We start from the raw sequence: 14,154 nt of genomic DNA, 5'->3' as shown, positions 1-14,154 counted from the left end.
CGGCCCCGCCGCAAGAGATCCGGTCGTGACGCTCCACGCTCCATTGGACGCCGTCACCGCCGTGCCGAGCAGCGTGTTGCCCTCGTACAGCTTAATCGTGCTGCCAGCCTCCGCCGTTCCCGAGACCACCACCTTGTTGGACGCGGCGAGCGTATCCGAGACGAGAACCGGCGCATTGGGCGCGACCGTATCAACCGTGACGTTCAAGGCGCCAGACGTCACGCTGACATTGCCGGCCGCGTCCACCGCCTGGCTCTTAAAGGCATGCGTCCCATCGACCAACGTGCCGGTCGCAAACGACCAGTTGCCACTGGCATCGACCGTGGCGGTGCCGACCTGAGTCGCTCCATCGAACACCAGGACTTTGCTGCCAGCCTCCGCGGTCCCGGTCAGCGTCAGCTGATTGGCCTTCGTGATGCCATCGCCCGCAACGCTACTGTCGGGCGAGAACGCCGCAATGCTGGGTGCGGCAGGTGGGGTCGTATCAGCGACCGAACCCGCCGAAGAAGGGCCCGACGTCACACTTCCATCGCCAACCTGAATGACAAGTGGATGATCAGTCAACGTGACATGCAGCTGCGAGACGTTCGTGTAGGTCGCGATGGGACTGGTCCCGACGAGCGGGTCGTAGACGTAAATCACCCCATAGGACTTTCCGAGATTGACCGTCACATCACTGGTCGGAGACGCGATCTCCTTTTTAAGGTTCGGATCCCAGATGACATGCTCATCCCACACCACAAGATCAAAGGTGCCATTGTGCTTCTCCAGTAGCATCTGGGAGGCGCTCGATGGCATGTTGTCCAGACTATACGCTAGGCTGCCGGGTGTGAATGGCTGCGAGCCGTTGGTATCGCTCAAAATCGTCGTGAGATTGTGTATTGCGGTCGCGACAAGCTTTGGACTGCCATCATTGTTGAACAGGCCGAAATGAGCTTCCTTGTTCGTAAAGTTAGGATCAGATGCCTCATCGAAGAGTTCATACAGGAAGGTTTGCGCGACGCCGTCCTTGAACGCATCCATCAAGGTATCGAGCGTGTACTTCGCCTGGACCGTCTGATCGACCCCGCTCATGGGATCGCTCGTCATCGTGTCGTAGCCCGTTTCCGTGAAGATGACGGGCAATCCGGACGCGTCCCATTGTGCAATCTTCATGTCGTTCAGCAGGACCTGGTTCGGGGTGGCCCCCGACCAGACGTAGGCATGAATATTGGCGTAGTCGGCCGACGACGAGAGATTTCCTACCTGGCTATAGTTGGCGCTGTTCGGCTGAGATAGCGTGAGATTGTAAACCGGCACGTCCGCCAGGTTTGCATCGGCCTGAACGGCTGCAAAAAGTGCTTTCTGGAATGCAGCCGCGCTGGATAATGACGAACTGCCATTGTACGAAAAGGTCTGGATATCCACCTCATTGGGGCCTTCGATCGCGAACAGCCCGTTCGGATGAGCTGCGACAAATGCGTCCAGCTGTTTGATGAATGTCGAGAGGTTGGTTCCTGGCGGAGTGAAAAAGTCAAACTTGATTCCGTCACTCGCCAGTTGTGAATACGCCGCCTGAGCGTGCGCCGTCGAGAACATGCTGCCGTCGCGGACGGTCGTCACTCCAAGGTACGCGAGTGAACTCTCAACCAGGCCAATATTCTCATACACCGTCCAGTTGCCAAGATGAGTATTTACGCCGATAGACTGCACAAACTTGGCGGTGTCGATCGCTGTCACATTTGATATGGCGGTCGTCATTATAAGCCCTGCAACGACGACCGGATGGCGGTCGTATCGAGTTACAGACTACGCGACAAGCATTGCAATCGATTGAACGGGTGACTCTCGTTTTTATCGAAGAAGGAAGATCAAGGTCGAGCTGGTAGCGATAATGATGCCTTAAGATTGGCGAACGTTGAGGCTGCATCTCACGAACGAGCGGTCCCGCCCCCGTGCAACTACGGATCTTCATGTGTTGCCAAATCGACCAAGCGCTGTGCGCGCTCGCCAACGAGACTCGTATGGATTTCCAGCTGCCGCAAAACAGTGCAGCCGGCAATAGGGCATTTACCGATATTTCACGCTGATTCTGCGACGCCCGAGGAATCTGTGATCTCGGTCCGTCAGTGCAAATCGATGAATGCTGCGTATGAGGGCTTTCGAGAATTGTCGAATCTCAGAAGTCCATAGTAGCAATCGGGATCAGTCTTGCCCTTCGGACACCAATCTCTGAAATTGTACCAGAAAATCGGTCCGAAATTCGACTTTTCCGACGCGAGTCCGAAGGCCGATTTGAGAAGCTGGATCTGGGCCGTCTCCGAAATGACCGTGTTTGCCTCCCCGTCGGTCGGAGCACCATACTCCGTCACCCATATGAACTTCGCCTGATCCTGGTACCTGGCCATGATCCCCCGCAGACCCTCCGAGCTTTCCATCTGCTGCCAGGAATTTCCGTTTGCCCGATCAGGGGGGCTCGGAGACGTATATGGATGATTGCCGACCGCATCGAAGAACGGTCGCGCCCCGTTCCTGTAAAGCGCATCCAGGAATTCTGCAGCGCGCATGGTTGTGCCGGTGTTATTTGGCTGCGCCAGGCCTCCTGATACGACGGTGGCGCCGCTGTCGACCTCCTTGATGGCTTCGTAGGCAGCCTTAAGCAGCGCAACATACTGTGGGGGTGACGGAGCCGGCGCCCAGCTGCCACCAAGATTCGGCTCATTCCATATCTCCCAATGGCGAACACCGGCAGATGCGTACCTTGTCGCCAAGTATGCAGCGAACCGGCCGAACGCACTTGGATCGGCCGGAGGATATGCCGGCGGCTTGTGTCCGCCGTTCGCCCATGCGGGACAGAAATAGATCAGGCCCAGGACGGAAATATTGAACTCGCGGGCCAGAGCGATAATCCGGTCATGCTGCTGGATATTGTACGTATCCTGGCTATCCGGCTGGATGCGATTCCAGTCAAACTCCACTCTCAGCCATTTGACGCCAACATCCCTGAACTCTGCAAACCGGGATCGGAGCTCCCACTGTGGCATAAAGAGAAGATCGCCAGCGTTGATACCCTTCTGCAGAGGACCGCACCGGCAGACCGATGGGAAGCCAAGCACCACGAGCAAAACGACGAACCTCGCCACCCGCTTCGCCAATCCCAGGACTTGCCTGCCGTTCCCGCCATTCATCGTCGCTTCCATCGAGCATCCCGTTGTTCTATGTGTATCATATATTCGATCGAGTTTCTCCGAACTCGATGAGCGACCAACACTGGTCTGGACGAATGCGCGTAGTTCATATTATGGCCGACGGAAATCCCGGAGGAGGCCCAGTCGTCGTAGAAACATTGTGCGCCGGGATGGCAGCAAGGGGCGTTGAAACTGCCGTTATAACGCAGACCGGAAGTTACTTTTTCGACCGCGCCAACGCAAAGGGGTGGACGACGTTTGGCCTCGATTTCAGCCGCCGGAAAAACGTCATCAGGATATCGCGGGAGATATCGGAGTTGCTCGAGCGCGAAGCGCCGGATGTCGTTCACGCCCATGGCGCAAGGTCGGCGCTGCCCGTATCTCTTCTGCCTCGGAGCAAGCGTCCAGCCCTCGCCTACACGATTCATGGCTTCCACTATGACCGAAAAGGTACCGGCAGCCGACAGTTCTTCAAGCTGATGGAGAAGCTGTGCATCGGCCGCGCGGACCGGATTATCCTTGTCGGAAAGGCGGACGAGGCTTTCGCTCATAAGGAAGGACTGATCGATGATCCCCAGCGGTGGAGCCAGGTCTATAACGGCGTTGAACTGCCGGCGGGATGCACAATCTCCCCGCAACCCGAATTCGACATCGTCTTTGTGGGACGCCTGCATCCCCAGAAGAATCCGCTCGCGCTGCCGGCGATTCTAGCGGCAATGAAGAGGCCACACACGACGATGCTAATCGTCGGCGGCGGTGAGCTGGGGGCATCTGTGCGCGAAAGTTGTAAGAGCCTTGGGGTCGAATCCCAGATTACCATGGCCGGTCCGAAATCTCGGGCTGACGCGCTCGAGTTGATGTCGAGAGCGCGTATCTTTGTACTGCCCTCGCTCTGGGAGGGCGTTCCGGTTTCGGTGGTCGAGGCGATGAAAATGGGGGTGCCGGTCGTCGCATCAAGAATCCCTGGCAACCAGGAACTTATACACCACGGCGAGACCGGCCTGCTTGCCGACCCGCTGGTCCCTGCAGAATTTGCAGAACATATCTCGTCGCTCCTTGACTCCCCTCAACTGGCGCAATCGCTCGCTGCGAGGGCAGCGTCGTTTGCGTCAACAGCATTCACGATCGAAAGCCAGGTCACGGCGCACCTGCGCATCTACGAGAATGCCATTTCGGAAAGTCGCCTCCGTCGCCCGCGCTGAAAACGCAATCTGCATTTAGCGATTGCGCAACTGTTCAACGAGATTGGGCGCGAGATCGGGATTTTTCCAAAGATCCGCTAGCGCCGTGGTGATGTTCATCCTTGGGGACCAGCCGAAATCGGCTTGAATCCTGGCGATGCTCGCTTGCAGAAATGGCCGGTCAACCGCCCGGGCGCGCGATGCATCATGCTCGACTTCAATTGGAAGCGCCGTGAGCGACCGAAGTTCATCCAGGATCATCGACACCGAATATTGCTTGCCGGTGCCCAAATTGACCAGTTTCGTTTCGCCTGCGGGAATGTCGCCATACAGCGCAACCTGTCCGAACCCCTCCGCCGCGTCGTCGACGTGGATGTAGTCGCGCTGGGGCCAGACATTCCCGAGCCTGATCCTGGTCTTCCCCGCCTTCAGCTGGTAGACGATTTCGGGCAAAATATGCGGGCTGGTTTCCCCCGGCCCAACCACGTTGAAAAGCCTGACAATGGCTCCTTGGAGCCCTCTCTGCTTGGCGAAGTATCGCACATAATGCTCGGCGTGCAATTTCGTCATGCCGTAGACGTCGGCTGGCTCAACTGCCGAGCTGGCCTCATCGTGAGGCGCATTGTCCGGTTGATAGACCGCGCCGCTGCTGGCGAAAACAAAGCGCGCGCCGGCCGGACATGCGCGCAAGAGGTTCATCGTTCCGAGGACATTGACCTCCTCGGCATGCACGGGGTCGCGTTCACACTCAGGGATGAAGTGAATTGCCGCGAGATTGATGAGGATTTCGGGACGAAATCGTTCCATGACATCCGAGACCGAGCGCCAATCCCGAATATCGACCTTCTCCAGCACAATATTGGCACTCTCACTCTCGCTGAAGCGATTCCCGAACTTCAGCGCATCTACGACGCAAACCTCGTGCCGATCCCGCAACTTTCGAACTAGCTGGCGCCCGACGAAGCCGGCACCGCCCGCAACCACAATTCTCCGCTTCATACGGCACTGGCTTCGCTGAAACGGCCGGAAAGGGACAGAGGTCGATCGTCGAGGGCCGGAGCAACCAATTGCTCAAACGTGTCCGCTATCAAAGTCCAGTCGAGCGCCTTTGCCGCCGAACGGCCTGTCCCCGAGTAGTGGTCCCAGCCTGCGATCACGTCACGCACGCCTTGAGCAAGATGGTCCGGAGCCGAAAGCGTCACTACCCCGCAATCATAAGAGCGCACGACTTCCTTTGTGCCGTTCATTTCATACTCGCATGTAACGACTGGAAGGCCGCTGGCCATCGCCTCGGCGACAACTCTCGGAAAGCCTTCCCGCAGACTCGAGATGACAAGAGCTTCGGATTTCGACAAGAGTTCGATCTTGTCGCTGTCCGAGATCAGGCCAGGCAGGACGATGTCGGACGCGTATCGGGAAATTCTGGCCCGCTCCCTGATGACGTCAAAAGCGGGCCCATCGCCCGCCAGGGTAAGCGAACCGACGTAGCCCTGATCCTTCAGCAACTCAAAGGCGTCGATCAGCAATGGAACGTTCTTGTGGGGCGCCATCCTGCCGAGATAGCAGATTCCCGAGCGCTTACTCCGAGGAAGCGAGCGATAAAGCTCGATATCAATTCCACTGGGGAGCGTATGCACCGGACCAACGCTGAATTGCTGGATCGCTTGGCCGACAGCGTCACTCACCGCCACGTTTCTGGCTACGAACCGCGGCAGGAGGGCTTGAATGGTTCGGTGGAACAGCCCGGTGCGAATTTCGCACCAATGCATCACGGCCTTGGCGCGCTGCGATTTTGGGATCGTGACCGCATGCAAAAGCGGCCACTGATTCAACAAGAGCACATCGTATTTCGATTCGCTGGCGACTCGACGAACGTGCAGCGCATATTTGATGATCGTCGGCCAAGCCCGCTTCATCATTTTGAAGCGCGGGGACTTGTAAGATACATCCATCGGGTGCCGAAAAATCGTTATCCCGTCCATGTTCTCGACGGCCGCCAAATCGGACATATGCCCGATGCAATGGACATCGATCGTGTGCCCATTCTTGGCGAGTTGTCGGGAAAGCCCTTCAAAGAATAATTCCTGTCCACCCACGCTGGGAGCGAACAATTCAATAAATACTCCAATGCGCAAGCGGCACCGCCTTTCAATACTCGATAAAAAAGTAGTTCCAATCGCGGACCAACACCATTGGCTGCCAAATAGTAGCCAAAGATACGACTTAACCGGCCCAACTTATGCTTGTTTTTTATCATAAACTAGTGAGTGAACAGTGAAAATGTGGGCAATATTTCACAATCTGCTATGAGGTGCGACGGGCCAGCCGCGCGGGTCGAACGGATTGGCCTGATCTTTGGCGCGATTCCAAACGGGGAGTGCGAGGCTCCTAATCGGTAACAGAGGGGCCTTCTCGGACATGGCGATCCCCAATCCGCCCTCTCTGGTGCGCGGAGATATAGGCGAACACGAACGTCACGACTGAGGTTGGATCGAAGAAGCGGATTTCTGCCACGTTGAGAATCAGAAAGAAAATCAAAAACCACTCCGAGAAGTTTTCGGGGCGATCAATGTAAGGCCGCTTGACGCCTGATGATGTTTGTGCCCCGAGAAGGGGCTTGAACACTGTAACGAGGGTGGCCGAGAGCCCCACCATCCCGAGGTCGAGAAGACACTGCAAGTAGCCGTTATGGGCGCTCAATTCGAACTGTAGGGTCTTGTCCCAGAACAGTGATCCGGGGGAATTTGGCCCCAGCCAGAATATACCATAACCGTATCCCAGCAGCGGCTTCTCCGTCGCCATCTCAAGCGCAAACTGCCAGATGTTGGTTCGTCCGGACAGCGTCACGTCCCTACCGATGATAGAGGTAAAGGCATCGGGCGCCGCGACCAGAAACAGAACGCCGCCGACGCTGATTACCACGGTAAGCACGACCAATTCCCGCGGCCGCAATCCCAAACGGGATCTGGCATAGGCCCAAGCGGTCACGAATCCGATGGCAATCAGCGGCGTTGCGGAGCTCGCCAGAAACAACGATAGAACACATGCCCCGGCACCGCCAAGCTGAACAAGCCGGCGACGACCCGTTTCCCTGACGGCGAGCGAAAGAAATGCGAGATAGCCAGCGCCGGCAAATTGGCCCAGGATATTCTTGTGATTGAAGAGCCCGCGAAGTTGGCCGTTGGTGTCCAGAGCCTTGTCCGGGGCGATGAGCAACCATATGAACGAACCCGCCAGGGCAACGATCACTGCGATCTGCACCAGCTTGGCAAAACGGTACGAACTCAACCGGCTGGCCACATACGTTCCCACCGAGAACGTCCCGAACAGCCCAAGCGCCTTTCTGAGGGTCGCCATGGGATCTGACGACCAGGCGGCGGACAGGAAGCAGATTGCGATCACAATTGCGGCCGGCCATCCCAACCGTCTTAGATTCTCCTTCAGCCTCGCGCGTGCCAGCAGATAGACCGAACCAAGAAAGAACGGGGCAAGCAGCGCCTGCCGTATGACATCCCCAGCCTTGTCAATGTTTACAACATCGAGATAGCCGGGCTCGTACTCAGCCTGAAGACCAGTCACGCCGGGCACGATGTCCGCAGCGATCAGGAGATAGCACACCAGGGCTGAAGCAAATAGCACCTCGCTCAGCCGAGCGTTCGCCATGAACGAGTGCGGTTTCGTCGTGTCGAACTCAACCATCGATGGCAAGCTCGCCGCGCGGCATGCCAGGCTGGGTCCGCTCCCACAACAAGGCTTGCGCAAACTCGTTGGGATCGCTGGTCACGATCGCATCAGCCAGCAGCTTGTTCGGCAGTCCGCGGACGCCGACAGGAGTGCTGACGATCCTCTTTCCGAATGCTAACGCCTCCAGCACCTTGATGCTGACGCCGGTGCCCGCGCGAAGGGGCACCGCGGCAACGCGAATGGCGCTGTAGAATTTCGATACATTGTCCAGACGGTCCCATACAGTGATATTGGTCACCCCCTCGACGAGCGGCCCTACCTTACTCGAGATGCCCCCGGCAACCAGCATACGAAACTCCGGCACCGACTTCCGGATGATCGGCAGTATCACGTCCCGTAAGTACAAGACGGCATCGAGATTCATCACGTCATTTGAGCCAATGAAGCCGGCATCGAACGCTTGAGCGGATGTCTCGTGGGCTCGTTGAACGGGAGCGGCATAGGAAAATGGCTTGTGAGAGAGCTTCGCCGTCGATTGGTTTATGGCTGAGTAATTAGCAAATTCATCCCCGGACTCCACGCGCACCAAATGGCAAGCGTCGAATATTTCCGTTTCAGCCTGCCGCGAACGTGCAACGTCAATTCGCTCAAGGTAATGCCTTATCCAGGCATTTGCATGATCGCGCAGGATCAGCGGCAAATTCAGCGCATCAAACAATCTCTGATACGTCTCACGGTAGGCAATCGCTCGGTTGACAAAATCATCGTGAGCACTCATTACCACGAGCGGTTTTCGGCTATTGGACAATTGAGGTAGGACCCGACCGAGCAATTGAACCGATTGCGGCTTGGCGAGATAAATCACGTCGACCTGCCACGCGTTCAACCTCCTGGCGATCCTTCGCGAGTTTCCGACGCTGTTGGTGAACAGAAATGGGTGGGACGACAGGACATTGCCGGTCAGCGCCCGCAGCACCTCTCTCCAGACCTGACCGATCGCACCAAGCGGATGCCCCCCGCGATTCCAGCCAGGCAATAGGAGAAAATCCGAAAATTGTTCCTTATAGGCCGAGTTCACTTCGCTCGATCCCGCCAGCTGCGGGTCCCGGAAGAACGAAACGCAATAGACCTTCCAGCCTCGCTTTTTGTAGGTCTCGACTATGGTGTAATACAGCCAACCCGACGCATTCTTGGACGGTAAGGGAAGGAAGAGTTCGTCAGTCACGAAGAGTATCGAGCGCCTCGTCATGGATTAACCTCTGATCGCAATACGCTGGGCATTCGCCCCATAGATTTGATAACGGATTGCATGCCAGCGACAAGCGGTGGCACGAAAAGGACAGGTGGGATGATCCGCAACGCATTCATCAAGCGGGCGATAGGCGCGCTAACGCTGTTGTATTCCGGGACATTCCTTGCAGCCTTATTCAACTTTATTGCGCAACTGACATTGGCCCGATCTATGGATCTGGAGGCTCTCGGTACGATTGCCGCCCTGTCGTCGATCGTAAACCTTTTAGCATTGATCGGCATGGGAGGAATGAACTGGTTTCTACTGCAAGTGGTTGGCAGGGAAAAGGAAGAAGCTGTTCGCTGGTACTTTCCCGCCGCGCAACTTGTGGCACTTCTCACCGGCCTTGGTATCGTCGGCCTCGTGGCGTATGCGCTGACGGTCGCAAAATTTCCCGCTTCCGAACGATTGCTGTTACTGGCGGCCTCGGTTCCGATCCTGTTGGGACAATTGGCCGTAGAACTGTCGTCGGTTCGCTATCAGATCGAGCGGAGCGCCGGTCAGGTCGCCTTTTGGCAGATCATAACCCAGCTTGGGCGCGCAGTGGTCGCCCTCTGCCTCAAAGCATTCACCATTTCAAGCCTGCGGGCAGTGCTCGTGGGATTTGGAATGATGGGAGCGATCGCCGTGATCTGGAGTCTGGTTGCGGTTCCGGCGCGATCATGGGGGCGACTTCTAAAGAGCTATCGGCACCCCCATCCCTCGGTGCTGGAGACAGCCCGCTCGGCTGGCCCCTTTCTGTTGTTCGGCGCGATCTATCTCATATTCTTCCAGGGGCCGATTGTGGTTCTGGAGTACATCCGGGGCGGGACCGAGACCGCTCAATACAACATCGCGTTTCTCATTGTCTCTGCGGCGATGATGTTTCCCTCCGTCTTCTACTCCAAGTTCATCGCTGAAAGGATCTTCCACTGGGGCCACCATGACCGCGCAAAATTCGCGGCCGCATTCTATGTATCAGCCCTGCTGATGGCCTCGGTTGGCATCCTCGCAATGGCCATCCTCATGGCCACCGCTAGCAGGCTGATTCCCTGGATGTTCGGATCGAGATACGTTCCGTCTGTCGACCTTCTGCTGGTGATGAGCATTGGAATTCCGACAAGGTTCCTGCAAAGCGCTTACAGTTCGCTGCTCGTAACTGAACCGCAGACGATACCGCGAGTCATATACCTTGGTCTCGCAGCCTTTACGGCGATCGCCGCGTCCTGCATTTTCGTTCCAGCCCTTGGCGCGTTGGGCGCCGCCTACGCGACCGTCCTGGCCGAGTTCGTACTCTTCCTCCTGTCCTGGCGGGGATTGTCGATCTATGTCCCCGAGATCAGACGCTTGGGCTGGCTCAGTCCGCAAACCATTCGGCAATCCATATCGGTTCTGGGCGACAAGGCCGCACACTGAATTGATCTAACCAGACAAAGCGAAACTCCTCCAACCGTTGTCGTCGGAGATGTTCTCTAGCTCGGAAAGAACATGTAGAAACGGACCGTACGCAGGAAGCTTGCAGCAACGTATGTCGGCGGATTTCGATAGGCTGAGATCAGCTGCAACGCGCAAGCCACTCCAACCGCAGTCAGGGCGGACAAAAAAGAACCAATTGCCAGAAACAGCCATACGCTGCGCCCTGCGGTTTCAAATGGGACGGACGCAGACTGCGCGATCTTGATGGCCGAAAGATTGTTCTCCGTCATTGCCGCTGCAATCCGCTTTTCACCCGCGCGCGAGGTGATTTCCGCAAGCTCTTGCTCTGCCGAGCTGAGCTGCCTCTTGAGGCGATTGGTTTCGGCCTCAAGGCGAGCCAGCGTCACAAGATCCTTTGCCACGTTGTCCAGCTCGGCCGTATGAGCCGACTCTGCGGCGCGCAGCCCTGCGATCGTCATCTTCAGGGTCAGAAACTGCTGCGTGGATTCTTGATAAAGCTTCACAAGCAGCAACGGAGGATCGTCGCCAAACAGATTTCTGTTGTAGGGTAAGGGAATTGCCGCCTCTGGCGCCGGCTTTGACGGATCGCGAGCCTGCGAAGCGCGAGCGGCGTTTGGCCTCAGCTGGCTGATCTGCTCCTCGACAACCCTCAGTTCCTCCTGCCTCTGCGCCAGTTCGGTTCGCACCGTTGCCACCGACTTGGCGAGGTCGCTCTGGCGGGTAAGCAAGAGTTTTTTCTGCTCATCGATTGCGTAAGTGCCATTTGCGGTCATAAAGGCCCCCAAGACCCCGGCCGCTGTGGCTACCTTGCGCTGAAGTTGGTCCACCTCTCCACGGAGGAAATCAGCCGCCCCAGCCTGGGTGTAAAGAGCCCTGTATTTGCCCAGATAGCTATCCGTGAGTGCATTCACAAAAGATGCGGCGAGGCGTGGATCCTCATGCCGAAAAGAAACCCGGATCATGCTGGTCCGCGGTTCGAGTTGCACCTTCAATGCGCGAGCCGCCGACTTGTATGCGCGGTCCTGGTTGTTCATCTTTTTCTGGGCCACGCCCAGATAGGTTAGCAGCTGCGAAAACTCCCTGTCCGGGCTCTTCGGGTACAACTTGCCGTCGCCGACATTTTGGATGGCCGACCTGATGACAAATTCGCTGTTTAGCAACTCAATCTGCGAGTTTACGAAGACCGAATCAAAGCCCTGATTGGCTTCGCTTTGCTTGCCGTTGTCGATGAGGAGGGACGCCGTCGCCTCGTATTTGGTATCAAGCAAGGCATGCAGCAACAGTGCAGAAAGAATGCCTAAAACGAAAACTGTCGCGGAGATTAACCAATATCGACGAAGCGCACGAAGGACGAATAGCTCCAGGCCATCGGATTGCTCGATGTCCTTTTCGGCCGCCCGGTGGTCTTCAACTTGCGGTCGAAGAATTACCCGATAATCCTGTCGTGGTTCGAGACTGGTCATTGCAACCCCTATCCGCCGGTCCCAAGGATAGGGCCATGGACCGGTCGGAACAACGTCGATTGATGCTCAAATTACAGCGTTTCTGAAGCGAGTTTTGGTCATCGCGACTTCGTCTGCTAATTTACTGATTTTGTTTATCAAATTCAAATCGAATAATGTCCCGCACAACTCAAAGATCGCGAAACCATCCAATTCTAGGCGACTTTGCTCATCAATGCCCACGTCCCGGGCGGCGGTGATATCTCTGCTTCAACACACATTCAGCCTGTAAGCCGGCCGCTTTTGCAGGAATGGCTATCAAAGCTGTTACCTGCGATCCATTCAAGAGACATACACATCTTCGTTAGGCAAATCATCTGGCCCTGCTTGGGACTGACCGTTATGCTTAACCTGTCACATTTCGAAGGTACGCTACGTAATGCCGGATCGTCACATCGCACTTGCAGTTGTCCTTGACACCACCGGCCGTTATCTGTTCCAGCGCCGCGACGACATCCCGGACATCGTTTATCCCGGAAGGCTTTCCTTGTTCGGAGGCCACCGCGAGCCGGGCGAGACATACCTGGCGTGCATCGCTCGCGAATTGCACGAGGAAATCACTTATCTGGTTGCACCCGAAAGGTTCGGGTTTCTGACAACCCTCGACGGATGCGGCGAGGTTGTTGGAGGCGACATCGTCCGGGGACACGTATTTCTGGTGACAGGGATTCCCGCGGACCAAATCGTCGTGACAGAAGGTTCGCTCGCAATCATCGATCCCGATGAGCTGATGCAATCCCTCTCCCATCTCGATGGGGACTTGACGCCTGCATCCCGGTTCGGACTGAGGGCGTTTCTTGAACGGCCTGAAGTGAAGATGCACTGAAGCGGATTAAGCGCCTTGCCAAGGCTCGCCGTCGAACCCTCGACGAACGCGAGCTGCTTCGCTTCATCAAAGAGTACCCCACCGGCAAGCGAAGACGATTCTAATCAATTGTTAACCATATCGCGCGAAACTCATCGACGCGGATCTCGTGATGCGCACGGCGCAGGTTTCGGTACGCGATCATGGCCATTCGCACATTGCTTCTCCTGCTCTTGTCCGTCGCACTCGGGAGCTGCGCTTCGCAGCCCACTTGGACATCGGCTCAAGGTTCGGCCAAGCCAGCCACCGGCGCCTCGCCGTTGCGGTATCAATACGCGTGGGACGGTCTGGGGCAAAATCCTAACCGGCCTCGATCGCACCGAGTTTCGAGACAGTCGAGCACACTGGCGCAGGATTCCAACCTGCAACGAGAAGCGGTCTTAGCTGAGTTGCGTCCCTATTCAGCTGCGTGGTGGGTGGTCCACGACGAAATCGAGGCTGACCGGGAAGCGAAGATCGCCAGAAAACTGCTCATCTGCCGCGGATGCATTAGTTCCGAGAACCAGGTTGACATAACCGCATCGATGGGCGGGCGCTAGCGCCACAGCGTCTGCAGATCACCTCGATCCCCGCTCGATGACCACAGCGACACCAAAACGCGGGAGAAATTCGCTCGGCGACGAGGCGTGGAAACCCGTCGCATGCCAGCCTCTCTAGGCATGTAACAGATATCCCTCCGCCGAGAATGCATGAAGCGCAACCGAATGTGCATGCTCGGCGGCAAGATGCGCGCTGGCATCGAAATCGAGTCCAGCCTGATGTAGCGCTTCGGTAGAAGCGTGGTATCCATACGAGTTGTTGGATCCGATTTCCGGGTGGCTGGCGGGCGTCCCAGATTGGCCGAACACGAACCCGTCGCCGGCGCTTCCAATCCGGACAATCGCTGGAGCGGCAGTCGTTTGCGGCGCCGAGAGATGGGCAAAGTTAAACCCGTCGGCGGGCGGATCGATGACGAGGGTGCCCCCGTTTCCATCGCTTGAGAGATTGAACGTGGAATGGGTGTAGTCGCCGGCCAGCGTGATATGCGCGATGTGGTTCTGGGCGTCCG

The 14,154-nt window shown here is 56.9% G+C and carries 10 protein-coding genes and 1 pseudogene; 3 read left to right on the top strand and 8 right to left on the bottom strand.

What is annotated here, in order from left to right; genetic code table 11:
• The coding region (locus QCM77_RS43785; RefSeq protein ID WP_280096899.1) for an Ig-like domain-containing protein at window positions 1–1,740 on the bottom strand (1,740 nt) is incomplete at its 3' end.
• A 365-nt stretch (window positions 1,741–2,105) separates the two neighbouring features.
• A complete protein-coding gene (locus QCM77_RS43780; protein WP_280096898.1) occupies window positions 2,106–3,179 on the bottom strand; it encodes a cellulase family glycosylhydrolase in 1,074 nt (357 codons plus the stop codon).
• On the opposite strand from QCM77_RS43780, the gene QCM77_RS43775 reads away from it, so the two are divergent.
• Window positions 3,080–4,369: a glycosyltransferase family 4 protein gene (locus tag QCM77_RS43775; RefSeq protein ID WP_347882446.1), complete on the top strand. Its 1,290-nt coding sequence runs from the start codon at window positions 3,080–3,082 to the stop codon at window positions 4,367–4,369. The two genes, QCM77_RS43780 and QCM77_RS43775, sit on opposite strands and share 100 nt — an antisense overlap.
• 15 nt (window positions 4,370–4,384) lie before the next feature.
• On the opposite strand, the gene QCM77_RS43770 is transcribed toward QCM77_RS43775, so the two are convergent.
• From QCM77_RS43770 to QCM77_RS43755, 4 genes are all read right to left on the bottom strand, one after another.
• Window positions 4,385–5,347 (bottom strand): NAD-dependent epimerase/dehydratase family protein, encoded by a 963-nt coding sequence (locus QCM77_RS43770; protein ID WP_280096897.1) that lies wholly within the window; start codon window positions 5,345–5,347, stop codon window positions 4,385–4,387.
• Window positions 5,344–6,483 (bottom strand): glycosyltransferase family 4 protein, encoded by a 1,140-nt coding sequence (locus tag QCM77_RS43765; RefSeq protein ID WP_280096896.1) that lies wholly within the window; start codon window positions 6,481–6,483, stop codon window positions 5,344–5,346. The genes QCM77_RS43770 and QCM77_RS43765 overlap by 4 nt, the downstream gene beginning before the upstream one ends.
• 253 nt (window positions 6,484–6,736) lie before the next feature.
• On the bottom strand, window positions 6,737–8,047 hold the full coding sequence (locus tag QCM77_RS43760; RefSeq protein ID WP_280096895.1) for an O-antigen ligase family protein: 1,311 nt from the start codon (window positions 8,045–8,047) through the stop codon (window positions 6,737–6,739).
• Window positions 8,040–9,257 carry a glycosyltransferase gene (locus tag QCM77_RS43755; RefSeq protein WP_280096894.1) on the bottom strand — a complete coding sequence of 406 codons (1,218 nt, stop codon included), beginning with the start codon at window positions 9,255–9,257 and terminating at the stop codon, window positions 8,040–8,042. The genes QCM77_RS43760 and QCM77_RS43755 overlap by 8 nt, the downstream gene beginning before the upstream one ends.
• Before the next feature lie 123 nt (window positions 9,258–9,380).
• Here QCM77_RS43755 and QCM77_RS43750 point away from each other — a divergent pair, with 123 nt between their 5' ends.
• Window positions 9,381–10,718, top strand: a complete 1,338-nt coding sequence (locus QCM77_RS43750) for a lipopolysaccharide biosynthesis protein (RefSeq protein ID WP_280096893.1) — start codon at window positions 9,381–9,383, stop codon at window positions 10,716–10,718.
• Window positions 10,719–10,774: 56 nt separating this feature from the next.
• On the opposite strand, the gene QCM77_RS43745 is transcribed toward QCM77_RS43750, so the two are convergent.
• A complete protein-coding gene (locus tag QCM77_RS43745; RefSeq protein WP_280096892.1) occupies window positions 10,775–12,202 on the bottom strand; it encodes a GumC family protein in 1,428 nt (475 codons plus the stop codon).
• A 418-nt stretch (window positions 12,203–12,620) separates the two neighbouring features.
• Between QCM77_RS43745 and QCM77_RS43740 the strand changes: the two genes are divergently transcribed.
• The gene (locus QCM77_RS43740) at window positions 12,621–13,067 is read left to right on the top strand and encodes an NUDIX domain-containing protein (RefSeq protein ID WP_280096891.1); all 447 of its coding nucleotides are present in this window, start codon (window positions 12,621–12,623) and stop codon (window positions 13,065–13,067) included.
• Between the two features lie 692 nt (window positions 13,068–13,759).
• On the opposite strand, the pseudogene QCM77_RS43735 reads toward QCM77_RS43740, so the two are convergent.
• Window positions 13,760–14,154 (bottom strand): annotated as a pseudogene (locus QCM77_RS43735) (hypothetical protein); the annotation flags it as partial.

This window comes from Bradyrhizobium nivariense, assembly GCF_029846695.2.
Taxonomy (GTDB): domain Bacteria; phylum Pseudomonadota; class Alphaproteobacteria; order Rhizobiales; family Xanthobacteraceae; genus Bradyrhizobium.
This window is presented reverse-complemented; position numbering and strand designations above follow the sequence as displayed.

Excerpts from the sequence above, each read along its gene's own strand:
- QCM77_RS43770 (WP_280096897.1), bottom strand. The coding sequence starts at position 5,347 with ATGAAGCGGAGAATTGTGGTTGCGGGCGGTGCCGGCTTCGTCGGGCGC.
- QCM77_RS43740 (WP_280096891.1), top strand. The coding sequence starts at position 12,621 with ATGCCGGATCGTCACATCGCACTTGCAGTTGTCCTTGACACCACCGGC.
- QCM77_RS43760 (WP_280096895.1), bottom strand. The coding sequence starts at position 8,047 with ATGGTTGAGTTCGACACGACGAAACCGCACTCGTTCATGGCGAACGCT.
- QCM77_RS43745 (WP_280096892.1), bottom strand. The coding sequence starts at position 12,202 with ATGACCAGTCTCGAACCACGACAGGATTATCGGGTAATTCTTCGACCG.
- QCM77_RS43775 (WP_347882446.1), top strand. The coding sequence starts at position 3,080 with ATGGGAAGCCAAGCACCACGAGCAAAACGACGAACCTCGCCACCCGCT.
- QCM77_RS43780 (WP_280096898.1), bottom strand. The coding sequence starts at position 3,179 with ATGGAAGCGACGATGAATGGCGGGAACGGCAGGCAAGTCCTGGGATTG.
- QCM77_RS43750 (WP_280096893.1), top strand. The coding sequence starts at position 9,381 with ATGATCCGCAACGCATTCATCAAGCGGGCGATAGGCGCGCTAACGCTG.